This is a genomic window from Solwaraspora sp. WMMA2065 (genome assembly GCF_030345075.1).
GTDB lineage: Bacteria > Actinomycetota > Actinomycetes > Mycobacteriales > Micromonosporaceae > Micromonospora_E.
Genome location: NZ_CP128361.1, coordinates 4,995,188 through 5,021,158 on the forward strand (window position 1 = coordinate 4,995,188; position 25,971 = coordinate 5,021,158).

Genomic DNA, 25,971 nt, shown 5'->3' on the forward strand with positions numbered 1-25,971 from the left:
CGCCTACCGTATCGATATGTCCCGATCATTGTTGTTGATGGGGCGGGGGTGCCTGCCGAGCGGGGTACGGGCCGCCATGGTCGTGGCGGCCGGCACGGCGCTGTCGTTGCTCGCGGTCGCTCCGGTGCGGGCCGCCGACATGGTCCCCCAGGCCTGCCCGATCGAGGAGACCTACGAGGTCTGGTCGCCACAGAAGGTCTGGATCTCCACCGACACCGCGAGCGACTGGCAGACCGGTCCCGGGTCCATCGACTTCACCGGTAGCGGCACGATCGACATCTCGGTCACCACGTCGGCGAGCTTTTCGGTCTCGGCCGGTGCGCTCGTCGCGTCGGCTGAGACCACCTTCGGTGTCGACCTCACCGTCGGGTCGAGCCACACGACCAGCTGGAGCCACTCGATCCCGCTGTCGTCGGGGGTGACGTCCCGCCTGGTACGGACGAAAGAAGGCCGGCTGTTCGGCTTCAGGAAGCATCGGCTCAACACCAACTGCACGGTGACCACGTCGGCTGACGCGGTGGCGTACGCCCCACTCGCGTCACACAGTTCGAACTACTACTGCTGGAAGCGGGACGACTACCCGGCGACGGCCTGGTGGTATCCGAACCCGCAGGGCGGGTGTTAACAAGGGGTGACGTGGGGAGACATGGGAAGGCTGCCTACCGCCCTGGGCCTCGCTGTGGTCCTGGCGTTCGGCGTCGCCGGGTGCACCGGCGGCTCGGACGGCCCGGATAGCGGGGCGCCCAGGCAGTCGTCGTCCGCAGGCCTGGCCGACGACGATCATCGGGGTGTCGCCCTCGAATCGGCCGGGCGCGGCAGCCAGCACAGCTCACAGCTGGAGGTCAGCCAGAGCCGCTACGACGGCCTGGTCGTCTTCCGGAACGTGACAAGCTCTCCGGTCCAGCTGATCTCCGTTGAGATGGCGACCAGCGACTCGGCGGTCGTCAGCGTGGACTCCGTCGGCCTGGTGGCGCTGGCGCCGGACCAACCCGACGGAGTCGGCTTCACCGACCGGTTCCCGCCCGTGTTCGCACCTGGTCTGACCGCCGTCGACCCGGCTTCGGTCGAGCTGCTGCCGAGCGATGCCAGCCGGGAACGCTACTCGACCGTATTCAAGATCACGGCCGTTCGGCCCGGCCTGTGGGAGGCCCCACCCGTCACGGTGACCTACCGGTCGACCGGGGGCGTTCGCTCGATCGACTTCCCGCACCGGCTCTCTGTCTGCGTCGAGCCCGCCTCGACGGCCGAGTGTTGAGGCGGGCTCGACGGGCGGTCCCCGCCATGAGTCCGTTGAGCAGGGCTGTGTGGCGGAGGGTTCAAGGGGTTGGTCAGTGGGTGGGCCGGGCGTCGAGGAACGGGCTGGGCGCACCGGCGTAGGAGACGTAGAGCGAGTCCCGGGCGCGGGTGCAGGCGACGAAGAGCAGGCAGCGTTCCCGTTGCAGGTCGTGCCGGTGCGCGGTGGGGTCGTCGTCGGCTGCGGTGATCGTCGAGCGGGCCGGCATGGTGTCGGCGTCGACGCCGATCGCCGCGACGCAGCGGAACTCGAGCCCTTTCATCGCGTGCATGGTGCCGACCCGTACCGCGTTGGTCTTGCTGGCGGTGGGGGTGCTGACCGGGATGCCGGCGGTGCCGAGCCGGTCGCGGGCGGCGCGGGCCAGGTGGCCGTTGCGGGCGGCGACGGCGATCGCGTGTGGCTCGACCCCGTCGTCGATCCAGCTGCGTACCTGGGTGACGAGCTGGTCGTGCTCGGCGTCCCGGTCCGGGTGGCCGGCTACCCGGGGCCGGCGGCCGTGCATCGGCGACCGGTAGCCGGTCAGGTCGTCCTGCTGGTCGTCCAGCCCGGTCGGGTGCACGCCGGTGAGCAGCCGCACCGACCAGGCGAGGATCTCCTGGGTGGTGCGGTAGTTGATGGTCAGCTTGCGGCTGCGGCCGCGGATCCCGACGCCGAGGCTGCCCAGCGACACATGGTTGTCGTAGATGCGCTGGTGCGGGTCGGCGACGATGAACAGGTCGTCGGGGCCGGCGGCGACGGCGGCCCGCAGCAGTCGCCACTGGGCCGGGTGCAGGTCCTGGCCTTCGTCGACGATGACGTGCCGGTACGGGCGGTCCGGCCGTTCGGCGAGGATCTTCGCCGCCTGGTCGGCCAGCTGCAGGTGGGTGTGCTGGTCCTGTTGCCGCAGCGCGTCGGTGACCTGCCGGATCGCTTCCCAGACGGCGAGCCGCTGGTCGGCGCGCAGCGGTGCGCCGCGGCCGTGCCGGCGGGCGGCGAGGTAGCCGGCCGGCTCGGTGATGCCCTGGGCCAGGATCACCTGTTCCCATTCGCGTTGCAGGAAGGTGGCGCTGTGCTGCCCGCCGGTGGCGTCGGCGGCCTGTTCCCACAGCGGTCGGGTGACGGTCCTGGCGTCGGCGATGACCGGTTGGCGGCCGAGGGTTTCGGCGACGATCCGGTAGGCGAGCCGGTCGACGTTCAGCACGTCGATCCGGTCCCGTATCGGCGCATCGTCGGTGAGCAGGCCGAGCTGCCGGTCGAGGGCGTCGGCGAGGTTGCGGGTGAAGGTGGTCAGCAGCAGCCGGTCCGGGCCGCCGGTGATCCGGGCGGCGAGGAACACCGCCCGGTGCAGGGCGGTCACCGTCTTGCCGGTGCCGGCACCGCCGGTGACCAGCGCCGGTCCGGCGTACGACGGGCGGTGGGCGATCTCCCGTTGGGTCGGGTGCAGGAAGACCCGCCAGGCGTCGAACGGGTGGGCGAGGATGCTGGCCAGCTCGGCGGGGCCGGAGACCAGGTGGAAGCGGTCCGGGGTGCGGGCGGCGGCGGCGGCCAGGTCGTCCGGGTCGACCGGCTCGGCGGGTGCGCTGGTCGGCAGGTGTGCGCTGACCTCGTCCCAGACCTGCTCCGGGGTGTATCCGGCGGCGAGGCCGGTGAGTGCGTCGTACTGGGCGGCGGGTAGCAGGTTCGCCAGGGCTTCCAGGTGCGCTTCGGTGGTGAGCAGCCGGACCAGGGGGAGGATGTCGGCGTCGACGCCGAGTCGGATCAGGTCGGCGTCGTTGACCCGGCTGAACAGCATGCTCGGGTTGGCCCTGGCGGCCTGCTGCAGGGCTGGCTCGATGCTGTCGAGGGCCTGCTGGTTGCGGACTTCGAGGACGCCGAGGGCCTGGTTGACGGTGAACCGCCGGCTGGTGGCGTACTCGATGGCGTCGTCGTGGGGCAGGACGGTGAGCAGCAGGAACTCGTCGCCGCTGGTCGGGGCGAGTACGACGCCCCGGTAGAACTGGGTGATCCGGATGGTGCGGATGCGGGAGTCCTTGGCGTTGGCGAGTTTCTCCAGGTGGATGCCGGCGTGGGTGTGTGCCGCGAACTTGTCGATCACGGCGGAAACCGATTTCTGAACGGGTTTTTGCAGCTTGGCATAGTCGGCCAGGAAGTCCTTGGCGATTCCGAGCTTGGCCACTGTCGTAACCCCTGTCGACTGTGTGGACGAATTGCACTAGCCTGCACGCCTGCGTTCGCGGAGAGCCCATGCTACGCAACAGTTCCGAGCGCGGAGAACGACGAAAGGTGCAGAGTGGAGGCACGTACGTATGGAATGGGCCGTTCGGACATCTCGCACCAAACTATCGACGATGGTCAGCGTGGTGGATCTGCTGTCACAACCCTGACGGACCAGTCGGCGGTGCCCGCCGAAGGCCAACTGGTGACGGTGCGAAACCGCAGGTGGGTGGCGGCGCAGGTGGTCCGCGGTGAGGTCGCCAGCGCCGACCCGCAGGTGTTCACCGGGCAGGCACCGCACCTGGTACGGCTGGTCAGCGTCGAGGACGATGCCCGCGACGAGGAGTTGCGGGTGGTCTGGGAGTTGGAGCCCGGTCGGGCGGTGCACGACTCCACCGTCCTGCCCGGTCCGGGTGACGGGTTCGACGACCCGGCCCAACTGGACGCATTCCTCGACGCGGTCCGTTGGGGTGCGATTGCCTCGGCCGACCGTACGGCGTTGCAGGCCCCGTTCCGTTCCGGCGTGGAAATCGAGGACTACCAGCTTGACCCGGTGGTCCGGGCGTTGTCCATGCCACGCACCAACTTATTGATCGCCGATGATGTCGGTCTGGGTAAGACAATCGAATCCGGCCTGGTCATGCAGGAGTTGATGTTGCGGCACCGGGCCCGGACGATGGTGATCGTCTGCCCGGCCGGGCTGACCCGGCAGTGGCGCGACGAAATGCGCGACAAGTTCGGCCTCGAATTCCGCATCGTCGACAGCGCACTGCTGCGTGACCTGCGACGCAGCCGAGGCCTGTACGCGAACCCGTGGACCCACTACCCCCGGTTGATCGTCAGCGTCGACTGGCTCAAACGCGACCGCCCGCTGCGGCTGCTCCGCGAGGTGCTGCCGACCGCCCCCCGCTACCCGCGCGCCATCGACCTGCTCGTGGTCGACGAGATCCACACCTGCGCGCCGGCCGGCCGGGGCCGCTACGCCACCGACTCCCAGCGGACCAAGGCGATCCGGATCCTCGTCCCGCACTGCGAGCACCGGCTGTTCCTGTCGGCGACCCCGCACAACGGCTACCTGGAGTCGTTCACCGCGCTGCTGGAGCTGCTCGACGACCAGCGCTTCGCCCGAGGGGTGAAACCGACCGACGAGCAGCTGGCCCGGGTGATGGTCCGCCGGCTCAAGAGCGACCTGCCGCCGAGGTGGGACGGCAGCCCACGGTTCCCGGTGCGCCGCCTCGACTACCTTGAGGTCGACTACCCGGCCGCCGAACGGCACGCCCACGAGCTGCTGTCCCGCTACGCCGCCAGCCGCCGCGACGCCGCCGCCGACCGGGCCGGGCAACTCGCCGCCGACTTCGTCACCACGCTGCTGAAACGGCGACTTTTCTCGTCACCGAAGGCGTTCGCCGAAACCGTCGACACCCACCTCGCGACCATGTCCGCGCGCGCCCCGAGCGGGTCCGGCGACACCACCCCGGTACGCGACAAAGCCGACAAGGTGCTCCGGCCGGTGATCGACCGCCTCGACGAGACCACCGAGGACGACCAGGCGTACGGCGAGGTCGAAACCGACGCCCTGACCGCCGTACGCCGCTGGGCGCCGCCGCTGTCCACCGAGGAGAAGGCGCTGCTCACCGAGCTGCGGACCTGGGCCCGGTCGGCGCAGCACCAGCCGGACGCCAAGTTCATCGCGCTGCGGGCCTGGCTGGACCCGATCGTGCGGCCGGGCGGCGACTGGTCCGACGAACGGGTCATCATCTTCACCGAGTACCGCGACACCCAACGCTGGCTGCACGAGCGGCTGGTCACCGCCGGCTACCCGGCGGAACGGATCGCGTTGCTGTTCGGCGGCCAGGACCCGCAGGACCGCGAACACGTCAAGAACGTGTTCACCGAGGACCCGGCCCTGGACCCGGTACGGGTGCTGCTGGCCACCGACGCCGCCAGCGAAGGCATCAACCTGCAGCGCCACTGCCACCGGCTGCTGCACTGGGAGATCCCGTGGAACCCCAACCGGCTGGAGCAGCGCAACGGCCGCATCGACCGGCACGGTCAACGGGCCGCCGAGGTGCAGGTGCTGCACTTCGTCCCGGCCGGCTGGCAGCACGCCGACTACACCGACGGGTCCCTTGAGGACGAGCTGGCGTTCCTGCGGCTGGCGGTGGAGAAGGTCGAGGCGATCCGCACCGACCTGGGCAGCGCCGGTGAGGTCATCGCCACCCAGGTCGAGCAGAAGATGACCGGCAAGCGTACGGACTGGCGGGCCACCGACGCCGAGATCGGCCGGCGGGCCAGCCGTGCCCGGCTACGGTACGAGCGTGACCTGGCCCGTGAACTGCAGCGGCTCACCGAGAAGCTGCATGCCAGCCGTACCCAGCTGAACCTGACCCCGGCCACGGTGGAGCGGGTGGTCCGCACGGCGCTGCGGCTGGCGCACCGCCGCGACCTGATCGCGGCCCCGACCCCGGCGGACGCCACCGGCACCTGGTTCCGGCTGCCGGAGCTGCCCGGCGCGTGGGCGACGGCCCGCACCGACGGGCTGCTGCATCCGGTCACCGGCCGGGAAAGGCCGGTCACGTTCGACCCGGACGCCGCGAAGGGCCGCACCGACGTGGTGCTGCTGCACCTCGGGCACCGGCTGGTCGGCATGTGCCTGCGGCTGCTGCGCGCCGAACTGTGGTCACGGACCGGCGGCGGGTCCAGCGGCAGCACCTCCGGTGCCGGCACCGGCCCCGACGCGGGCACCGGGAAGCGGCTGCACCGGGTCACCGCCCGGATCGTCCCCGGCGAGCTGCTGCGCAGCCCGGCGCTGATCGCCCACGGCCGGGTGGTGATCACCGGCACGGAAGGCACCCGACTGCACGAGGAGATCATCACCGCGGGCGGGCCGATCGTCGCCGGCAAACTGACCCGCGCCCGCCAGGAGGAGCTGGACGCGCTACTCGCCGCCGCCACCGACGAGACACCGGCGGAGCCGATGCTGGGCCAGCTCGTCGAGCTGTGGCCGACGCTGTCCGAGCCGCTCAGCCGGGCCCTCGCCGTCCGCGCCGACCAGCGCAAACGCAGCCTGTACAGCCTGCTGGAGCAGCGCTGCGCCGAGGAGGTCACCGCGATCGGGGCGGTGCTCGACGAACTGGCGGCCAACATCCGGGCCCGCCTCGACGACGCGCCGTCCTGGGAACAGCCGTCGCTGTTCGAGCTGGAACGCGAACAACTGCACGCCGACCGGGACGCCCTGCGGAACCGGCTGCGCGACATCCCGGCGCAGCGGCAGCGGGAAACCGACGCGCTGCGCCGCCGCTACGCCGACCCGACCGCCCGCTGGTTCCCCGCCGCCGTCACCTGTCTGGTGCCCGCCTCCCTCGCCCGAGGTGCCCGCTGATGCCGTCCACCCGAAGCACCGCCACCGCAGCCACTGCCGGCCGTCGCCCGTACCGGCCGGCTCCGCAACGTGCCGACGAACAGCACGCCGAATGGCTCGGCCTGCTCGGCCCGGACGGGCCGTTCCTGACCGTGCCGGTGCTGACCGTCGCCCTGCCCGACGGCCTGGACACCGTGCCCGACGAGGTCCGCCAGCGAATCCGCCAAGGCTGGGGTGAGATCCTCGACGCCCCGCCGGACCTGCTCGCCCCGGCCTGGGTGGAGCTGATCCTGACCGAGCTGCTGCGCTACCCGGCCAGCGCCCGTGGCGACGGCACCGCGCTGCCGTCGGAGATCCTCGCCGGCGCCGACCGGCGTCGCCGTCGACCCGACTGGATCATGTACGGGCCGGAGCCCGGCGGCGGCCGGGCCGCCCGGCTGCACGTCTACCACCTGCCGGCTGACACCCCGCTGACCAGGCCGGCCGGCGACCGGCCGGCACCCACTGAGCAGGCCGCACAGCTGTGCCGCGACACCCGTACCCCGGTGGCGCTGCTCACCAACGGCCAGCACTGGGCGCTGGTGCACGCCCGCCCCGGCACCGCCACCGGAGTCGCCGTCTTCGACGCCGACCTGTGGTTGGAGGAGCCGCTGCTGCTGCGGGCGTTCGCCACCCTGCTGGCGGCGAGCCGGGTGCTGCCGCCGGCCGCCAACCCGGACGGCACCGCGTCGACCAGCCTCGCCGGGTTGTTCGTCCGCAGCGCCGACGCCCTCACCCAGGTCACCACCACCCTCGGTGACCAGGTCCGCCGGGCGGTGGAGCTGTTCGTCGGCGAACTGGCCCGGCTGGACCGCGAATCCGGCGGGGAACTGCTACGCGACGTCGCCGACCGGGAGATCTACCGGGGCGCGTTGACGGTGCTGATGCGGCTGGTCTTCCTGCTGTACGCCGAGGAGCAGCGGCTGCTGCCGCTCGGTGACCCGCTCTACCAGGAGGCGTACGCGGCGACCACGCTGCACGCCCAGCTGAGCCTGGCGCGGGACCTGTACAGCGAGGAGGTGACCGACCGGCGGGCGGCGGCCTGGCCCCGGCTGCTGGCCCTGTTCGCGGCGGTGCACGGCGGCTGCACCCACCCGGACCTGATGATCCCGGCGCACGGCGGGTCGCTGTTCGACCCGGCCCGGTTCGGCTGGCTGCACCGGGCGGCGGTCACCGACCGGGTGATCCTGGAGATCCTGGACGCGCTGCTGGTGCTGCGCCACCGGGGCAAGGCCGCCGAGCAGCTCAGCTACTCCAGCCTCGGGGTGGAGCAGATCGGCCACGTCTACGAAGGACTGCTCGACTTCTCCTGCCTGCGGGTGGATCAGCCGCACGTCGGGCTGGTCGGCAAACTGGAGCCGGAGCTGCCGCTGACCGAGCTGGTCGAGCAGGCCGCGCTCGGTGAGCCGGAGTTCCGCGGCTGGCTGGTGAAACGCTGCGGCCTGACCGCCGGCCAGGTGAGCAGGGCGCTGGCCCGCACACCCCGGCCGGACGAGGTGGCGGCGCTGCACGCCGCCTGCGACAACGACGCCGACCTGGCCGAGCGGGCCCGCCCGTACTGGGGGCTGCTCCGCACCGACCTGCGCGGCCTGCCGACGATCTTCCCGGCCGGGTCGGTGCTGTTCACCCAGGTCGGCGACCGGCGCGCCACCGGCACCCACTACACGCCGAGGGAGCTGGCCGAGGAGGTCGTCCGGCACACCTTGGCGCCGTTGTGTTTCGCGCCCGGTCCGGCGCAGGGTGTCGCCGAGGAAGGCGTGTGGCGGGCGAAGAGCGCGGAGGAGCTGCTGCAGCTGAAGGTGCTGGACCCGGCGATGGGCTCCGGCGCGTTCCTGGTGGCCGCCTGCCGCTACCTGGCCGAGGTGGTGGTGCGGGCCTGGCAGCGCGACAAGCTGCCGGCTGAGCTGGCCGACCTGCCCGCCGACGGGCGCACCGAGGAGGAGCTGCGGCTGGTTGCCCGCCGGATGGTCGCCGCCCGCTGCCTGTACGGGGTGGACCGCGACGACATGGCCGTCGAGTTGGCGAAGCTGTCGCTGTGGCTGGTCACCCTGGCCAAGGGACGACCGTTCGGCTTCCTCGACCATGCGCTGCGCTGCGGTGACTCGCTGGTCGGCATCACCTCGCTGGACCAGCTGACCGCCTTTCACCTGGACCCGGAGCAGGGGCGATCCTTGCACGCCCGGCTCTACGGCTCGGTCACCGACCGGCTGCACGAACTGGTCGCCGAGATGACCGAGCTGCGGGAGCAGATCGAGGCGAGCGTGGTGCAGGACACCCGTGACGCCGCCGACAAGGCGGCGAAGCTGGGCCTGATCGAGCAGATGGGGGACGGGCTGCGGCTGGCCGCCGACGCCGTCGTGGGCGCGGCGCTGTCCACCGCCGTACGGGCACAGCGCCGCCCGTGGGATCCGGACGACGACCCCGACGACGATCCCGAGCACAAGTACGACGACCGGCTGTCGGCGATCAGCGACCAGGTGTACGCGGTGCTGCACGACGAGGCGTCGGCGGAGCAGACCCGGCAGTTGACCGACACGATCAGCGGCTGGCTGCGGGGCAGCCGCCCCGCCCCGATCCGCCCCCTGCACTGGCCGCTGGAGTTCCCCGAGGTCATCAACCACGCCGGCTTCGACGCCGTCATCGCCAACCCACCGTTCGTGGGCGGGCAGCGGCTAACCGGATCGATCGGTGTCGACCTTCGCGAGTATCTGGTGGAGCGGGTCGGCCGGGGTCGACGTGGCAGCGCCGACCTGTGCTCGTACTTCCTGCTGCGCAAACTGGCGGTGACCGGGAAGGGCCGGGTCGGGCTGATCGCCACGAACACGATCGCCCAGGGCGACACCCGCGAGGTCGGCCTGGACCAGGCGATCGACATGGGTTGGACGATCTACCGGGCGAACAAGTCGCAGCCGTGGCCGGGCACCGCCTCGCTGGAGGTGTCGCTGCTCTGGGTGGGGCACGCCGGCAGCGGTGAGGAGCGCATCCTCGACGGCCGCAAGGTGCGGGGCATCACTCCGTCGCTCGACGCCGAGTCCCGAGTGACCGGCAACCCGCACCGCCTCGCCGCCAACGCCGGCCAGTCGTTCATCGGCTCGTACGTCCTCGGTACCGGCTTCCTGCTGGAGCCGGAGCAGGCGCAGGCGCTGATCGCCAAGGACCCGCGCAACAAGGACGTCCTCTTCCCCTACCTCAACGGTGAAGACCTGAACACCAGCCCGGACTGCTCGGCCACCCGCTGGGTCATCAACTTCCACGACTGGCCCATCGAACGCGCCCAGCAGTACCCAGACTGCTTCGCTATCGTCGAACGTGAAGTCAAACCCTTCCGGGCAGCTAACAGCGATCGGCGTAGGCGCGAAATCTGGTGGCGCTTTACTCGGCCGGCTCTCGACCTGTACGAGGCCATCGAAGGGCTCGACCGCGTCCTCGCGATTACGCGTGTCAGTAGGACAGGACTGCCTGCATTTGTATCGACGGATCAAGTAATCAGCGAGGCGGCTGTGTTGTTTGCAACGGACCGTGTGGCGCGACTAGCTCTACTTACTAGCGGCTTCCACTTCTTGTGGTGGACAGTTAAAGGTGAGTCGAGCCTTCGGACAGATGCGCGTTACACGCCGTCCGATGGTTTTGAGACGTTCCCGCAGCCCGAGTTGACGGACCGGATGGATCGGGTTGGTGAGGAGTTGGACTCGTACCGGCGGTCGGTGATGTTGGGTCGGGGGTTGGGGCTGACGAAGCTCTACAACCTGGTCCACGACGAGGGCGTGACCAGCGCGGACATCCGGCGGCTGCGCGAAATCCACGTCGAGATCGACGAGGCGGTTGCCGAGGCGTACGGCTGGTCGGACCTGCGGCTCAACCACGGCTTCCACGAGACCCGGCAGGGCATCCGCTTCACGATCGACTCGGCGGTGCAGGTCGAGATCCTTGACCGCTTGCTGGAGCTCAACCACAAGCGCTACGCCGAAGAAGTCCGCAAGGGCCTGCACTCCGGCTCACGTCGCACCCCACGCAAGTCAACCAAGTCCGTCCCGCGACCCCGGAAGTCAGCGGAATCCGAGTCGCTTCCCCCTGCCTTCGACGACGCCCTGTTCCCCCGCCCCGACGCCCTCTTCTGAGAACGATTCGGTCCCGGCGCTAGCTTGCGTCGGGCATGAGCGGGATGGTGGCTGATGGTCCGCCAGTGGCGATGAAATCGGCCAGCCACTGGCGGACCTTACTCAGTGGGATTTCGGCGCTGTCGGGGACGATGTGCTCGTTTCCCATGTAGTCGTAGGTGGCCTCGCTGCTGCCGCTGGTGACCCCTATTGAGAGGAAGCCGCCGCTGCGATCCGTGTATGAGATGAAGCCTCGGTCGTGGCTGATCCCGGCTTCGATTACGGGCAAGCCGGATGCCCCTAGAATGTTTGCCTGAACAACGGAGGGGACTTGCCGACCTGCTGTGACGGTCAGGACGTGCTCGATCAGCTTGTCAAGGTCGGCCAGATTGTCCACGATGATCACCGGATCGCCGGGACCGAAGTCGTTTTTCGGGACCTGGTCGAACCATACTTCTAGCGCCACCATGGGCTGGCACCCCCCTGTGTATCAGGACCTTGGCAGGTCGGAGGAAGCGGTGGACTTCCACCGGCAGGCAGCCGGAGTAAACCGCCGGCTCGGCGACGCATGGCAAGCCGCCGTCGCGCTGCACAACCTGGCGACGGCACTCGCGGCCACCGTCCGCGAAGCAGAAGCACTACCGGTACGGCAGGAGGCGTTGGCGCTGCTCAGCCAATTCGAGGATGAACGCGCAGCCGGCCTTCGCGAGCGAATCGAGCGGGCATTGACGTCGTGATCGGATGCGGATCGGCCTCCGATCGGATGCGCTCCATCTGCGCTACACGCCAAGCGCGGAGCAGTTGCCTGATGAATCCACCCTGGAGTACTAGCCGATGTCACACGCCGTCGCGGTTCCACACCGTTGCCTGGAGGTTGAAGCCTCCCTCGACTACCTCGGTCACCCTGAAGACAACGATGCGGCCGGGCAGTGATCCGTTCCAGGTCAGCAGGCAATACCAGCTACCCACCTGGGGATTATTGATGTACTGCGAATCCTGTCCCGCCGGGCTGCGCGCGGTCAACTCGTAGCACTGCTGCGGCGACGGCTCGCCCTCGTTGCCCCACTCCAATAACTTGCCGCTGTTATACGTTCGCATATCGCTGCCGTCGCGCGACGTCTTGAGATCGCCACCGAATCCCGCGCGGCCGGGCGGTGGCAGGTAGTCGAAGTCGATGCCGCCCGGAAACCGAAGCTGGATCGGGTCGCTCCATCGCTCCTTCCATTCGTATACGATTACGGGAGGTTCACCAGTCGGGATCTGCGAGGCAGGAGCTGTCGAGTCCACAGGTGCCGTGGTGGCGGGTCGATCGGTCCCTGGCGGCGAGGTGGAATGGCTGGGTGAACCCTGTCCTGTTGGAGGCGGATCGGTCGAGGTTGGTAGCGGACGGTTCGGGCTGATGATGCGGTCGATCGCTGCCCCGGTGACCCCGGCGATGACAACGAGAAGCAAGGTTAGCAACGTGGCGAAAATTGCCTGGCGGTCACGCCACACCTTGCTGAGGGACCAAGACGTAGCGGCAAGCCCGACCAATCCGAGGACGACTACGGCCCATGCGCCGATGCTCGTTAGCCACTGCGCGACGCCAGCTGCCGCGCCAATTACGGTTGCTATGACGGAAACCAGTGCAAGTCGTCCTTGCTGCCTTGCGCGCTCGTCGGTTGCCTGCACGGATCAGAACCTCCATGTCGGCTTGCATCTCACAACCGGCGCATCGGTTCGATACCGACTTGAAGTTGAACGAGTGGCCCGGTCCTGGGTGCTTTGCAGACCGGTCCTGCGCCGGCACTCATCGTACCTGACTTGGCCATTCGGTGTGTACAACGATCATCGCCGTTGTGATAGCAGATAGTTCGTTCAAACGCCCTGGTCAGAGGTTGAGTGCCTACAAGAGATCGACTTGTCGGATTGACGACTTATCGTTGTCTCTCTGCGTGACGCTGATGCGCGACTCGCGGGTGGACCGCTGTTTCAAGGGCCCGGAATTCACCCATATGAGATGCTGGTACCTGTTCTGGCAAGACTTGATGGTATATGTGAATTAACCCGGGCAAAACATATCTTGTGCGCCAGGATGCACTGGTGCCGCTCAGCTAGCCCGAGGGCGCCTGCGTAGTCGGCTGTGACGAGTGGATCGAGCGGGCGGTGACGCCGTGAGCGGAGAGCCAACGTCGGCTGACGATCGGATACGCCGCATCTGCGCGACGCGCTGAGCGTGCTTCAGATGGAGCGCATCCGATCATGGAGTCCGGTATGGCAGCCCAGCCTGGCAGAGGTCAGGGCTGGGTGGGGGCGTGCTTGAGGCCGGTAACGAAGCTGGTCCAGGTGGTGGCGTCGAATGCGAGGGTCGGGCCGGTGCGGTCCTTGGTGTCGCGTACGTCCACCTGGTCGCCAGCGAAGCGAACCTCGACGCAGGCGGCGTTGTTGGAGCTGCGCGACGACGTGAACCAGTCCCGGTCTGGGGTGCCGACCTGCGGGGTCATCCCATCTCCTTGGCTATCTGGCGGATCAGCGCGAGTGAGTCCTGCGAGCTTAACGCGCGTTCCTCAGCCTCAGCGAAGGTCATCGTGTAGTCGGCTACGCGAGCGGACTGGTCGATGATGTCGCTGGAGGTCAGGACTTCCTGCCAGACCAGGTCAGGCAGCCGGGGCGATGGGAACGAGAGGATCTGGAACGGCCCGCCGAGCGCGGGGTGTGCTCCGGCGGTGAACGGCACGACCCTGATCCGGATCTGATCCGGATGCGTGGATACCAGCTTGGCCAGGTGGTTGAGCTGGTCGTGCATGACCGCTGGGCCGCCGATCTGCTGACGGAGGACCGCTTCGCTGATGACGGTGCTCACGTTCAAGGGGTTGGGGCCGGTCAGCCGAGCCTGCCGTGCCATGCGCGCCTTGACTCGCCTGGTCATCTCGGTCAGCCGGACGTAGGTGTTGCCGCCACGGATCACGGCACGGGCGTAGTCCTCGGTCTGGAGCAGTCCGTGGAGTAGTTCGTTGTCGTAGCTGCGGACGTGATCCGCGCCGGCTTCGTAGCCGAGGAAGCGGAGGAAGTCAGCGGGGAAGAGTTGGGAGTACTGGTGCCACCAGGCGCGACGGGTTGCTCCCACCCGCAGCTCTTCCAGCTCGGCTGCGTCCTCCGGGTCGATCTCGTAGATCTCGATGAGTTGAGCCAGTCGGCCGGCTGGCAGTTTGACTCGGCCGGCTTCTACGCCCGAGATGTACGCCTGGGCGATGCCGGTCGCCTTGCCGGCGGCTACCGCTGTCATGCCCAGCTCTTCGCGGCGCTGGCGCAGCCTGATGCCGAGTTCCCATGCCTGCACGGTGGGCGAGACGTCTGCGCCGTCGGTTGCCTCTTGGCCCGTCGGTGACTGGATCATGTTTCTCACTCCTTACAGGACCGGATAGCAGGGTGAGCCTACTTCAGGAAGTCGCTACAGACTAGGGGGTTGATATAACAAACGACTTCCCTGATGCTAGTCACGGTCGGCAGTTCCGCCGCAAACGAGGAGGTTCCCGTGTACCGATTCGGAAAGTTGATCTACCAGCAGGAGGAAGGGGAGCGGTACGGGTTCTCGCTGTGCCGCATCGACAACGCCGGCACGCGCGACCAGACGTACGACCTGCTCGGAGTCATCCGGGTCGCCGTCGACCCGCGTCAGCCGGAGAAGCTGGGGGAGAACCTGCGCGGCTGGGCGGTCGCGACCCTGACCGCTGGCGGCCACGGGTTCGGCTGCTACCACGCTGCCTTCAGCACCCTCGACGAAGACGACCAACCCGAGAGCGACCTCGGCAACCTCGACATCAACTGGTCCGGCTCGGAAGTCCTCGTACCCGCCGCCGAATAGCCGTGTACGCCGAAGCGGCAGCGGCCCGGCTGCTCCGCGTACCGCCGTCGACCCTGCGCCGCTGGCTGGCCGTCACCGACGGCCGCCAGCGGCGGTCCGACCCGTCCGGCAGCCGAGCCGGCCCTCCCGGTCGGCGGATACTCGACTGGGCCGAGTTCGTCGAAGCCGCCTACCTGCGGGAACACCGGCAGGCGCATCGTGTGTCGATGAGCGGGCTGCCGATCTTCCTGGCGTTGCTCCGGGACCAATTCGGCGTGCCGCACCCGATCGCCGACCGGCGAGTCTTCACCGATGGACGCGCCGTCGTCTGGGAAGTCCAGGCCGCCGCCAGCCTGCATCCGCGCTGGTGGCTCGTCGTGACGACCGGCGACCGCCTGACGCTGACCCCGCAGGCAGCGGCCTTCCACCGGCGAGTCGGCTGGGCCGGCGACTCCGCGGCCAGCTACCGACCCGACCCCAGCCCCGACTCGCCCGTACGCATCCGGCCCGACGTGCGCTTCGGCCGGCCCGCCATCGGCGGGGTGAGCACCGAGAGCATCGCCGAACACCAGGCGGCAGGCACCGACCCCGAGACGATCGCCGAGATGTACGCCCTGACCCCGGCTGACGTTGCCTGGGCGCTGGCCTACGAGTCCGGCACCCGCCCCGGCCGTTGACTGGATGTGGGAGGTTCGATGCCCGACCGAACGCTGTGTCAGCCCGAGACACTGTTTCCGGCCGTGACCGGCTCCGGTGCTGAGCTGGTTGCCGCCACTGCCGACGAGATCGCCGGATGGCAGGCGGACGGGATCGGCGTACACGCCTTCTCCGACGACAGCTACCCCGCCCAGCTGCGCGGCATCAAGGAGGCACCTCCGCTGCTGTTCACCCGTGGCAGGCTGCGTGCCAACGACCGGGCCATCGCCGTCATCGGCAGCCGCAAGGCGTCCGAGCGCGGACTGGTCATCGCCCGATCGGTAGCCGCGTCGCTGGTCAACCGGGGAGTGACGGTCGCCAGCGGGCTTGCGCACGGCATCGACACCGCTGCGCACACCGCAGCCCTCGCAGCCGGTGGCCGGACCGTCGCGGTCATCGGCACCGGCATCCGCAACTACTATCCGTCGGCCAACCGACGGCTGCAGGACCACATTGCCGAAGTCGGCCTGGTCGTCAGCCAGTTCCGGCCCGACGCCGGCCCTACCCGGCAGAGCTTCCCGATGCGCAACGCGGTGATGAGCGGGTACGCGGTAGCGACCCTCATCGTCGAAGCTGGCGAGACCAGCGGTGCCCGGATCCAGGCTCGCCTTGCCCTCGGGCATGGCTGGCCGGTGATCCTGACCAGCCATGCCCTGCAAAGCCAGTGGGCGCAAGCCCTGGCCAACAGGCCGGGCGTCCACGTCGTACGCTGCACAGCAGAGCTGATCGAAGCCGTCGACGGCATCCTCAACCGGCTCCCACTCAAGTAGACAGCCGTAGCGGAAGCTCTTGCTGATCGAGCGCCTGTGCGGCGAAGCCATGAGCCGGTTGGTCGATTGAGATCCTGTCGTTCATGGCGTGACGCTGGTGATGGTGTGCAGCATGGCGAACTCGCCGCCGCCGGTCAGGCAGTAGGGGGCGACATCGGGCAGGTCGAGGTCGCTGGTCGAGGGGTTGGCGTAGCCGCCACCGCCGACGACCCGGCTGCCGATCGCGATCGGCTCCCGGCCCGGTACGTCGACCCCGGCGACCTGCCCACCGTCCCGCCACACCTTCGTGCCGGGCGGCCAGACAGCGACGTTGCGCATCCCGTCCTGCCCGGTCGTCGCGTCCGGTTCGAGGACGAAACAGTCGTCGTCGGCGAGGTGGCGCAGGTATCCGTCGATCTGCGCGTCGTCGCCACCACGTCGTACGTCGTGAACGAGCAGCGTCGGGTCCGATTCGGCGACGGAGACCGGCGGACTCGACGTACAGCCGAAACACACCGCGGCCGACATGACGGCGAGGAACACCCGAGCGGGCCGGCTACCCCAGCGGGGGTAGCCCTTCCGCCGGATCATGTCGAACGCATGGGTGACGTCGAACTGCGGACGAGGTCGCGCCAGCGGGAAATCGTCGCCTTGTACGGTGCCGGCATATGCAGGTCGGGCACCTCGTCGTAGCCGAAGACCCCGAGCTCCTTGTGCTCGTCGGTGTAGATCACTCTTCTTCACCCGTGTAGACCGCACCGAAGCTGACGATGAAGACGTGCCGAAGCGGGGTGATCTCGTACACCCACGAGTCGATGATCCGCACGCCGGTGATTGTCAGGCCCAGCTCCTCGGCGACTTCCCGGCAGACGCCCTGCTCCGGTGACTCGCCGACTTCCAGCTTGCCGCCGGGCAGCTCCCACTCGTCGCGCTCGTTCTTCAGCAGCGGCACCCGACCATGGTGGTCGACGACCAGCTTCACCGAGATCGGCAACTGGTACTCGAAGTAGCCCGGGTTGCGTTCGACGAGGTACGGCGGCCGGTCGGACACGGCAGAGGCTCCCATCCGTACGGCCTCAGCCTGCGGAGATCAGGACGGCGGCGACGTCGTCGGCGCGTTTGAAACGGTCACCGCCGACGGCAGGGTCGCTCTCCGTCTGCCGGATCAGCTTCTCCAGGTACGCCACCCCGCGCTCCCGGGCCTCGGCGACGACCTCGGACCATCCGGGGTAGAGCTGATAGTCGGTGACCAGCCGGGCGAAGCCGTCCGTGCAGAGCAGGATGTGGCTGGTCCCTGCCCAGTCCGCAGTGATCTGGTGCGGGACGAGGCGGCGCTGCGGGTGGCCGGAGAAGACCGATTCGACATCACCGGAGGTCATCGTGTGCCGGCGTCGCTGCTGCATGGCCGCGACGACCTTTGCCGGATCAGTTTCGCGGGCCCGCACCGCTGCCGCCTCGCGCCCGTCGAAGTAGCTGGTGGCGAGGACACGGGTGGTGTCGCCGTCGATGACAGCGGTGGCGTCGCCGATACGGGTCAGCTCGAAGTCGTCGCCCTGGTCGACGCAGAGGCCGATCGAGCAGGCCGGCGGCATCCGGTCCGACGGGAAGCCGTACGCCTCCTGCTGCCGATGCACCTCGACGGCGATCCGCTCCAACAGGTCGGCGCCGCTGCCCTGATAACCGTCCGTCCCGGATTCTGTGAGGAGCGCCCCGACCAGGTCGACCAGCCACACCACGTCACGCTCTGCGGGCAGGGCAGCGTCGTCGTACAGATCGGTGGCACCGTCGATCACCCAGGCCAGCGAACCCGCGTGGCCCACCCGGTCCTCGTTGGACCTGGCCCCGCCGGCAGTGGTGACCGAATCCCGAACCTTCATCTTGCTCCAATCCTCGGAACGAGTGCCAGCAGGCTTCCACTTGAGCGAGGGCTGCGAGTCAGCCTTCCGGGCGAACGGGTCGTGAATGAATAACTTAGGCGGTGCTGGCCAGGGGGCGAGGGCTGATGGCTGCTTGAAGCTCGGGGTCGACCATCTGGAGCGCGGCATCGAAGTGGTGCTGCAGGTTGCTCACCAGTCTGGCGACTGTGTTGCCACAACCGCCCTTCTCCAGGTAGATCCTCATCCAGTCGTTGCCGACATCGATCCGCAACTGCTGGCCCACGTGCAGATCCACGGCGGCGACTTCGGCGACGCCGTCAGCGGTGACGGCTGGGCGGCCCCAGAGCCGGAACGGCGCTCTCGATGAGAACAGTTCGCTGAGGAAGGCATCCTGATCATGAATCTGTTTGCTGAATCGGATGGCGATCGGCCCGCCCATCACGTTGCCGCCGCCATCCTCGGTGCCAAGGGCCGACCAGGAGATGGCCTTGCTTTCACAGAGCGTCACCAGCTTGCTGTACCGGCTCACGGCCCGGCTGACGAAGGCGAGGTGCAGTGGGAAGGAGTCGCCGGACGCGACGAACTTGCCCATCCTGCTGACCGCTTCCCGTACTCCACCGAAGTCGGGGTCATCGATATGGCTCTCGATCCGATCGAACGGAACGGCGTCGCGGTAGTCGCTGCGTGAGAGGAAGTCAAGGAACGCCTCTGCGTTGCGGCCAGACAGTTGGAACCCAAGCTCCTCGGTTTCGGCTCCGGCAGAGCCGAGCAGAGCCGTACCCTTGAAATTGGTACGCACGCGCCGTGTCTGGGCGTTCGGCCACATGTGCCGTAGATGATCGGAGGGCAGCCACATCCAGTCGAGGTCACGGCGGTTGGCTACCCAGCCGTTGACCAACGAGCCGGCATTCTTTGTCGGCATGTCCGTGTGCAGGCTCCAGAATCTGGGGTTGAGTTGATCTACCCAGAAATAGCCGAACTCGGTGTGGACCTTGAAGAGGAAGGCGTCGGTGCTTTCCTCGACCCGGCCGGAGCCGGTGAGCCCACGCAGACACTCCAACGGATCCTCTACATGGGCCTCCACGACGAACGTCTTGGTGGGTGAGGTAGGGCTCAGTGCAAGTTCATCTGCCATGGCGGCCCGTGCGGTCAAGATCCACCTCCCTGCTCGTCTTCCTCCTGCGACTCCTCCAGGCCAGTATCCGCGACCTCTAGCTCTTGGAGCAGGTCCAATTGTCCATCAATCTCGGCGCGCCCTGGGCGTTTGATCCCTTTGGTCACCTTTCCGATGCTTTGATATGAGGTGGTGCGGCCTCTGTGATGAAGATCCTCAGGAGTCTTCCTGAACTGGATACGGTCTTCGGATCGAGTCGCTGTGCGTCGCTCGAACGCGAACCATGCAGGCTCGCGGTCGGCGACACTTCGAGCAGCCTGAGTGACGAGGCGCCTGAGTCCGGTCTGCGCCTTTTGTCCGTAGATGCTGTAGTAGGGGGCGACCCGCTCGGTAAGGCTAGTCATTGTGACGGCTGGTGCTCTGTGCGTGAGCATGGCGACGAGCGCCGCTAGGACGTACTCCTCAGCTACCTCTACCGGAGAGTCGGGGTCGAACGGAATGATCGAAGGTGGTGGGCCGGCCAGGTCTACGCCTTCGCCGAGAGCCCTGGTGAGTAGTCCTGACGCATGCTCCCTGTTGTGCAGGTCGACGCGTCGGTGAGCGACCGCAAGCAGGGGCGCAGACACTCCCGCACTCTCCAGGCTCAGGCTGATCCGGCTGGCGTGCTTCGACAAGCAGATGTATAGCGTCTCCAGCGTCGGCGGGGTCCGGTGCGTCAGAGTCACGCCTGCGGCCTGCACCAACGACTCAGGGCCCATCGCCGCGTATGCGAAAGCCTGCCGCACCTCGATGTTGGCACCGGACTTCGCTTCGCACTGCACCAGATGATTGCTGGCCTCGTGGAACAGTAGGGCATCGATGACGGCATTGCCGGCGTCGCCGCTGGCGGGAATTTCCAGCCCGGCTGGGCGAAATCCTGCCTGAGCCAGCACGGGCGGAGTGATATCACCGGCCGTCAGCAGCCCGAGCAGGGCGTTGATCGGCAACAGCCGCGCCTCCAATGGCTGACCCTCCTTCGTGATCGCGAGATGACGACAGTAGCGCCGTACGGCCAAGGACCGTACGGCGGCGCACCGTGGCGCGAAGTCATGGCCTTTTGATTTGTCCACATCGGGATGATGGTCCAGGTTCAGCGGGCGATATTGATCTTCAGTTCGCTCATGATCGACATTTGCCGGACGGTCAAAGTACTCAAGTGATCACGCTTTCCGGTCGGCAGGTGCAGTCGATCGCATGAGGACGGTTTCGGTGGGAGCCGTTACGGTGGCGGGCATGGGTGAGGCGGGCGTACTCGGCAGACCAGACGCGGGCGTGATCCGCGACGAGCTGCAGGCGCTGGTCCTGGCCGACCTGCTCGGGCCGCTCGACGGGCCGGACGAGGAGTTCGGCACCCAGGAGAGCCCGCTCGACCGCTACCTGCTCGGCCGGCTCGCCCCCAACGGCCAGGCCGTCGAGCCCGACACCCAGGACGAGCTCTCCGACGCCAGCGCACCGGACATCATGGAGGGCCAGCCGGAGCCGAGCGCGCCCAACGTGCCCAGCCTCGCCCCGTCTGCGCTCGGCTTCACCGCCACCGTGGACGGTGCCGCCACCGCGCTGCGGGTCACCGGCGGCTGGGGTCGCTACGACCGGGCCACCTCGCAGCGCGAGGAACACGCCGGCCGGGTCTGGCAGCGCCAGAGCCACGGCGGCACCATCATCGTCGTACTCGCCGAAGGCCCGCTGCCGCCGCAGGCCCCCGACCCGGACCAACCCGACATCGTGGTACGCGGCCGGGCCCGCCGCCGCGACGGCCGCTGGCTGATCTCCCTGTTCCTGGAGAACCGGCAGCGGCCCGGCGCGCGGCGCGACGCCAGCTCCTGGATCTTCCAGGTGGAGCTGTCCGCCACCGGCGACGGCGACCAGCCGGTCTTCTGGCCCCGACCCGAGCAGATCACCGGCGGCGACGCCTCCGACCAGGCCGAACGCCGCCGGCTCGCGATGGCCTACCGCTTCCACCCCGAGTACGCCGTCGGCCACGGCACCGCCGTGCGGGCCGACCCGGCAGCCGGCGGTGACCCCGCGCTGCGCGCCCACCGGATCCGCACCTGCCCGGTGCCCGTACACGAACTGCCGTTCACCGACGTGCCGACCGCCGACACCGACCCCGATCTGCCGGAGCTGGCCGCCGTCGAGCTCGACATGAAACGCCTCGCCGAGCTGGCCGCCACCCCGCCGGCCGCCCCGGCCAGAGGCACGGCACGCGGTCCGGCCGGTGATCCGCTGCTGGCGGCGCTGACCCCGCTCGTCGACGGCTACCGGGCCTGGATCGCCGGCAACGAAGCCGCCGCCGACCAGCCGCACCGCCGGCTCACCGAACACCGTCAGCAGGTCACCGAGGCGCTGCGCGACGCCCGCCGGGCCGCCGACCGGATCGCCGCCGGCATCGGCCTGCTCGCCACCGACCCGGCCGCCCGCCGCGCCTTCGGCTTCGCCAACCGGGCGATGTACCTGCAGCGGGTGCACACCAGGGTCGCCGACGCCCGTCGCGAACACCCCGGCGTCGGGCTCGCGGCGGCGACCGCCGCCGCCGACCAGCCCGTCAACCACCGCTGGCGGCCGTTCCAGCTCGCCTTCCTGCTGATCAATCTGCCGGCGCTGGCCGACCCCCGGCACGCCGAACGCACCGAGGACCAGCAGCGGGCCGTCGCCGACCTGCTGTGGTTCCCCACCGGTGGCGGCAAGACCGAGGCGTACCTCGGGTTGACCGCCTTCACCATCGCGATCCGCCGGCTGCAACCCGCCCACGGCGGACTGGTCGCCGCCGACGGCCTCGCCGTGCTGATGCGCTACACGCTGCGGCTGCTCACCATCCAACAGTTCGAGCGGGCCGCCACCCTGATCTGCGCCGCCGAGACGCTGCGCCTGGCCGACGAAACCACCTGGGGCGACACGCCGATCCGGATCGGACTGTGGGTCGGCGGCAAGGTCACCCCCAACCACACCGACCAGGCCCGGCAGTGGCAGCAGCAGCAGCGTGGCCGGCGCGGCGCCGCCACCCGGGGCCACGGCTCACCGCACCAGCTGACCAGCTGCCCGTGGTGCGGCAGCCGGATCGAACCCGGCCGGGACATCGTGATCGACCCGACGTACCGCCGGACCCTGGTCCGCTGCCCCGACGTCGAATGCCCGTTCAGCGACCTCGCCGGGTTCGGCCGGCCCGACGACCAGCGCGGGCTGCCGGTGCTCGTCGTCGACGAGGAGATCTACCGGCACCCGCCGGCCCTGCTGATCGCCACCGTCGACAAGTTCGCCCAACTGGCCTGGAAAGGCGCGACAGCAGCGTTGTTCGGGCAGGTCAGCCGGCGCTGTGAACGGCACGGCTACGTCACCGAAGACCTGGAACACGCCGACTGGGAAGCGACGTACCACCGGGCCGCCGGCACCGCCGGGCCGGCCAGCATCGTCGACTGCCCCCGGCTGCGACCCCCCGACCTGATCATCCAGGACGAGCTGCACCTGATCTCCGGTCCGCTCGGCTCCCTCGTCGGCCTCTACGAGACCGCCGTCGACCGGCTCGCCACCTGGCAGCCGGTGACCGGTCACTCGACCCGGCCCAAGGTGATCGCCTCCACCGCGACCGTCCGCCGCGCCCACCAGCAGATCGGCGCACTGTTCCACCGCTCGACCAGCGTCTTCCCACCGCCCGGCCTGGACGCCGCCGACAGCTTCTTCGCCCGCCAGCGCGACCCCGACCAGCGTCCCGGCCGGCGCTACATCGGCATCTGCGCCCACGGCACCCGGATCAAGTCGGCCCTGATCCGGGTGTACGTGTCGGTCCTCGGTGCCGCCCAGAAGCTGCACGAACGCTACGGCCGCAACGACGTCACCGACCCGTACATGACCCTGGTCGGCTACTTCAACAGCCTGCGCGACCTCGGCGGCATGCGACGCCTCGTCGAAGACGACGTCTCCACCCGACTCGCCCGCGCCGACGAACGCGGCCTGGCCCGCCGCTACGACCCGCTGCTGGAGGAACTGACCTCCCGGATGTCCTCCGACGCGATCCGGCCACTGCTGGACCGGCTCGCCGTCCGGTTCACCGGCGGGCGCGGCAAAGCCGGCCCGAGACCGATCGACGTGCTCCTCGCCACCAGCATGATCTCCGTCGGGGTCGACGTCTCCCGGCTCGGCGTGATGGTCGTCGCCAACCAGCCCAAGTCGGCCGCCGAGTACATCCAGGCCACCAGCCGGGTCGGTCGCGCCGCCCCCGGCATCGTCTTCACCGTCTACAACTGGGCCCGCCCCCGCGACCTGTCACACTACGAACGCTTCGACCACTTCCACGCCACCGTCTACCGGCAGGTCGAAGCGCTGTCGGTCACCCCGTTCGCCGAACGGGCCATCGACCGCGGATTGACCGGGGTGCTGGTCGCCCTGATCCGCAACCTGGAACACACCTACAACGGCAACCTGAGCGCCCAGCACTTCGACCGCTACGGCCCCCTCGCCGACCACGTGGTGCGTTTCCTCGCCCGGCGCAGCGACGTCGCCGCCGACAACGCCGTACGGCTACGCGTCGAGGACGAGCTGGAAGCGCGGCTCGACGCGTGGGCGCGGGAACGGGCCATGCCCGCCCGGCGGCTCGCGTACGACAAACCACGCCGCAGCGACGACACCGCCGGGCTGCTGCACCGCCCCGAGGAGGGCCGCTGGCGGCAGACCACCTGCCCCACCTCGCTGCGCGACGTCGAACCCGGCGTACAGCTGCAGCTGCAGCTCGCCGGGGCAGCCATGGCGGAACCACCGCCACCGTTCGTGCCCCGCGTCGATCCGGCGACCGGCACCGGGGCCGCCGCCGGTGGGGCCGCTGGCGGAGCCGACGGGCCGGAGGCGCTGGCGTGAGCGAACCACAGCTACGGCAACTGCGGGTCGGCGCGCTGCGCCCCAACCAGCTGCTGCACACCTACGGCATCGGCTCCGTCGCCGACCTGCCCAGCCTGTCGGTGATGCCGCTCGGCCTCGACCACTGGGAGCTGGCCCGCGCCACCGTCATCACCGAAGACCGGCTGCTCGCCGCCATGCGCGCCAAACTCGGTCACCAGGTGCAGGCGCTGCGGCTGCCGCCGCACCTGCCGGAAACCTCCGACCCGTACGCCGAATGGGCCCGCATCGGGGTGCCGGTCGCGTTGTTTCCCGCCTGGTTGCGTTGCTCCGACACCCGGTGCAACCAACTCGCCCCAGTCGAGTCGGGTCTGTTCGAGCTGGTCTCGGCGCCGACGCCGGACAAGGTCCGCTACGTGCACACCTGCCGGGGCAACGGCGGCGGCCGACCCACCGCCGTACCGGCCCGGTTCGTGCTGGCCTGCGGCAACGGCCACCTCGACGACTTTCCCTGGTCGTACTTCGTGCACCGGGGCAGCGACCCCGGGGCCGGGCACCCGCTGCAACTGTCCGAACGCGGCAGCACCGGCGAGACCACCAACATCTTCGTCACCTGCGGCCAGTGCGCGGCGGCGCGGCCCATCTCGGACGCGATCGGGGCGCTCGCCGACCGCAACCTGCCCGCCTGCCGGGGCCGCCACCCGCACCTGGGCAGCTACGAACCGTGCGACGCGCCGCCGCGCACCCTGGCGCTCGGCGCCACCAACAGCTGGTTCGCCATGCAGGCGGCGGTGTTCAGCGTGCCGAAGGCTGAACACCCGGTGGACCACCTGGTCGCCGAATTCTGGCCGACGCTGAGCGTGCTCGCCCCGCTGCCAGCGGAGACCGGCACGATGATCCTGCCCACCCAGACCTGCTGGTCCGAGCTGCAACCGCACGGAGTGGACAAGGTGTGGGCGGCGATCCAGCGGCGGCACGAAGCCGGCGACACCCCCGGCGGCGGTGACTGGGACAATCTCGACCTGCACCTGCCCGAGTGGCGCGCGTTCACCGCCAGCGTCGGCGCGGCACTGCCGGACTTCACCACCCGGCCGGAGCCGGTCCCGGCCGGGCACCGGGACTGGCTGAGCCAGGTGGTGCTGGTGCCCCGGCTGCGTCGGGTCGCCGCACTGTACGGCTTCACCCGCATCGACGCCCCCGAACGGGACGTGCTCGACACCCCCGACCAGTGCCGCGCACCGCTGTCCGCCGAGCCGCCCACCTGGGTGCCGTGCGCCGAAACCCGCGGTGAAGGCATCTTCCTGCGGTTCGCCGAGGAACGCATCGTCGCCTGGGAGCACGACCCCGCGGTCAAAGCCCGCGAACACCTGCTGATCCGGGCCCACGACAAATGGCGGGCGCAGCGCCAACTACCCCCCGGAGGCTGGCCCGGCCTGCGCTACCTGCTGCTGCACACCCTCGGGCACACCCTGATCCGGGAGCTGGCGCTGGAATGCGGCTACAGCGCCTCCGGCATCGGCGAGCGGGTGTACGCGCGTGCCGGCGACTCGCCGATGGCCGGGGTGCTGCTCTACACCGCCGCCCCGGACAGTGAAGGCACCCTCGGTGGCCTGGTCACCCTCGGCCGGGCCGACCGGCTCGGCCCACTCATCGACCGCGCGTTGCACGGTGCCCGGCTGTGCAGCTCCGACCCGCTCTGTGCCGAACACGACCCGACGGTGCACGGCCGGCTCGCCGGAGCCGCCTGCCATGCCTGCCTGTACGCCGCCGAAACGTCCTGCGAAGGCGGCAACCACTACCTGGACCGGTCGTTGCTGGTCGACACCCTCGCCGACAACGAGTGCGGCTTCTTCAGGTGACCGGCT

General features: G+C 69.3%; 21 protein-coding genes. 10 read left to right on the top strand and 11 right to left on the bottom strand.

Going from position 1 to position 25,971, the window contains the following annotated elements; all coding sequences use genetic code 11:
* Positions 1-16: 16 nt before the first annotated feature.
* Positions 17-625, top strand: coding sequence for a hypothetical protein (locus O7610_RS22770; protein ID WP_281552476.1), 609 nt, complete (start codon positions 17-19; stop codon positions 623-625).
* 21 nt (positions 626-646) lie between these two features.
* The gene (locus O7610_RS22775) at positions 647-1,255 is read left to right on the top strand and encodes a hypothetical protein (RefSeq protein ID WP_281552477.1); all 609 of its coding nucleotides are present in this window, start codon (positions 647-649) and stop codon (positions 1,253-1,255) included.
* A 73-nt stretch (positions 1,256-1,328) separates the two neighbouring features.
* On the opposite strand, the gene O7610_RS22780 is transcribed toward O7610_RS22775, so the two are convergent.
* On the bottom strand, positions 1,329-3,449 hold the full coding sequence (locus O7610_RS22780) for a UvrD-helicase domain-containing protein (protein ID WP_289211800.1): 2,121 nt from the start codon (positions 3,447-3,449) through the stop codon (positions 1,329-1,331).
* 135 nt (positions 3,450-3,584) lie between these two features.
* On the opposite strand from O7610_RS22780, the gene drmD reads away from it, so the two are divergent.
* Entirely contained in the window at positions 3,585-6,869 is a 3,285-nt protein-coding gene (gene drmD / locus O7610_RS22785; protein ID WP_289213670.1) for a DISARM system SNF2-like helicase DrmD, read from the top strand.
* Positions 6,869-11,005, top strand: a complete 4,137-nt coding sequence (locus tag O7610_RS22790; protein ID WP_289211801.1) for an Eco57I restriction-modification methylase domain-containing protein — start codon at positions 6,869-6,871, stop codon at positions 11,003-11,005. The genes drmD and O7610_RS22790 overlap by 1 nt, the downstream gene beginning before the upstream one ends.
* A 19-nt stretch (positions 11,006-11,024) precedes the next feature.
* On the opposite strand, the gene O7610_RS22795 is transcribed toward O7610_RS22790, so the two are convergent.
* Positions 11,025-11,453, bottom strand: coding sequence for an Imm1 family immunity protein (locus tag O7610_RS22795; RefSeq protein WP_289211802.1), 429 nt, complete (start codon positions 11,451-11,453; stop codon positions 11,025-11,027).
* A gap of 49 nt (positions 11,454-11,502) precedes the next feature.
* On the opposite strand from O7610_RS22795, the gene O7610_RS22800 reads away from it, so the two are divergent.
* The gene (locus tag O7610_RS22800; RefSeq protein WP_289211803.1) at positions 11,503-11,721 is read left to right on the top strand and encodes a hypothetical protein; all 219 of its coding nucleotides are present in this window, start codon (positions 11,503-11,505) and stop codon (positions 11,719-11,721) included.
* A gap of 100 nt (positions 11,722-11,821) precedes the next feature.
* On the opposite strand, the gene O7610_RS22805 is transcribed toward O7610_RS22800, so the two are convergent.
* The 3 genes from O7610_RS22805 to O7610_RS22815 all read right to left on the bottom strand — a co-directional run bounded on the left by O7610_RS22805 (position 11,822) and on the right by O7610_RS22815 (position 14,360).
* On the bottom strand, positions 11,822-12,655 hold the full coding sequence (locus tag O7610_RS22805; RefSeq protein WP_289211804.1) for a hypothetical protein: 834 nt from the start codon (positions 12,653-12,655) through the stop codon (positions 11,822-11,824).
* Between the two features lie 605 nt (positions 12,656-13,260).
* Positions 13,261-13,467 carry a DUF397 domain-containing protein gene (locus O7610_RS22810; RefSeq protein ID WP_289211805.1) on the bottom strand — a complete coding sequence of 69 codons (207 nt, stop codon included), beginning with the start codon at positions 13,465-13,467 and terminating at the stop codon, positions 13,261-13,263.
* Positions 13,464-14,360 (bottom strand): helix-turn-helix domain-containing protein, encoded by an 897-nt coding sequence (locus O7610_RS22815; protein WP_289211806.1) that lies wholly within the window; start codon positions 14,358-14,360, stop codon positions 13,464-13,466. Before O7610_RS22815 ends, O7610_RS22810 begins: the two co-directional genes overlap by 4 nt.
* A 138-nt stretch (positions 14,361-14,498) precedes the next feature.
* Between O7610_RS22815 and O7610_RS22820 the strand changes: the two genes are divergently transcribed.
* Genes O7610_RS22820 through O7610_RS22830 form a run of 3 tightly spaced genes read left to right on the top strand, consistent with a single transcriptional unit; the run spans position 14,499 to position 16,273 of the window.
* Entirely contained in the window at positions 14,499-14,828 is a 330-nt protein-coding gene (locus O7610_RS22820) for a hypothetical protein (RefSeq protein WP_289211807.1), read from the top strand.
* A 2-nt stretch (positions 14,829-14,830) separates the two neighbouring features.
* On the top strand, positions 14,831-15,484 hold the full coding sequence (locus O7610_RS22825; RefSeq protein WP_289211808.1) for a DUF433 domain-containing protein: 654 nt from the start codon (positions 14,831-14,833) through the stop codon (positions 15,482-15,484).
* Between the two features lie 18 nt (positions 15,485-15,502).
* Entirely contained in the window at positions 15,503-16,273 is a 771-nt protein-coding gene (locus O7610_RS22830) for a DNA-processing protein DprA (RefSeq protein WP_289211809.1), read from the top strand.
* Positions 16,274-16,354: 81 nt separating this feature from the next.
* Here the strand turns inward: O7610_RS22830 and O7610_RS22835 are convergent, their stop codons facing one another.
* From O7610_RS22835 to O7610_RS22860, 6 genes are all read right to left on the bottom strand, one after another.
* On the bottom strand, positions 16,355-16,843 hold the full coding sequence (locus tag O7610_RS22835) for a hypothetical protein (protein ID WP_281552494.1): 489 nt from the start codon (positions 16,841-16,843) through the stop codon (positions 16,355-16,357).
* Positions 16,840-16,986, bottom strand: a complete 147-nt coding sequence (locus O7610_RS22840; RefSeq protein ID WP_289211810.1) for a hypothetical protein — start codon at positions 16,984-16,986, stop codon at positions 16,840-16,842. Before O7610_RS22840 ends, O7610_RS22835 begins: the two co-directional genes overlap by 4 nt.
* Positions 16,983-17,303: an NUDIX domain-containing protein gene (locus O7610_RS22845; protein ID WP_289211811.1), complete on the bottom strand. Its 321-nt coding sequence runs from the start codon at positions 17,301-17,303 to the stop codon at positions 16,983-16,985. The genes O7610_RS22840 and O7610_RS22845 overlap by 4 nt, the downstream gene beginning before the upstream one ends.
* 25 nt (positions 17,304-17,328) lie before the next feature.
* A complete protein-coding gene (locus O7610_RS22850) occupies positions 17,329-18,129 on the bottom strand; it encodes a protein phosphatase 2C domain-containing protein (RefSeq protein ID WP_289211812.1) in 801 nt (266 codons plus the stop codon).
* 94 nt (positions 18,130-18,223) lie between these two features.
* On the bottom strand, positions 18,224-19,282 hold the full coding sequence (locus O7610_RS22855) for a hypothetical protein (RefSeq protein ID WP_289211813.1): 1,059 nt from the start codon (positions 19,280-19,282) through the stop codon (positions 18,224-18,226).
* Positions 19,279-20,244, bottom strand: coding sequence for a hypothetical protein (locus tag O7610_RS22860; RefSeq protein WP_289211814.1), 966 nt, complete (start codon positions 20,242-20,244; stop codon positions 19,279-19,281). Before O7610_RS22860 ends, O7610_RS22855 begins: the two co-directional genes overlap by 4 nt.
* Positions 20,245-20,515: 271 nt before the next feature.
* On the opposite strand from O7610_RS22860, the gene drmA reads away from it, so the two are divergent.
* Complete coding sequence (drmA, locus tag O7610_RS22865; RefSeq protein ID WP_281552499.1) at positions 20,516-24,127, top strand: DISARM system helicase DrmA; 3,612 nt, start codon at positions 20,516-20,518, stop codon at positions 24,125-24,127.
* Positions 24,124-25,965 carry an MrfA Zn-binding domain-containing protein gene (drmB, locus tag O7610_RS22870; RefSeq protein WP_281552500.1) on the top strand — a complete coding sequence of 614 codons (1,842 nt, stop codon included), beginning with the start codon at positions 24,124-24,126 and terminating at the stop codon, positions 25,963-25,965. Before drmA ends, drmB begins: the two co-directional genes overlap by 4 nt.
* The last annotated feature ends 6 nt before the right edge of the window (positions 25,966-25,971 follow it).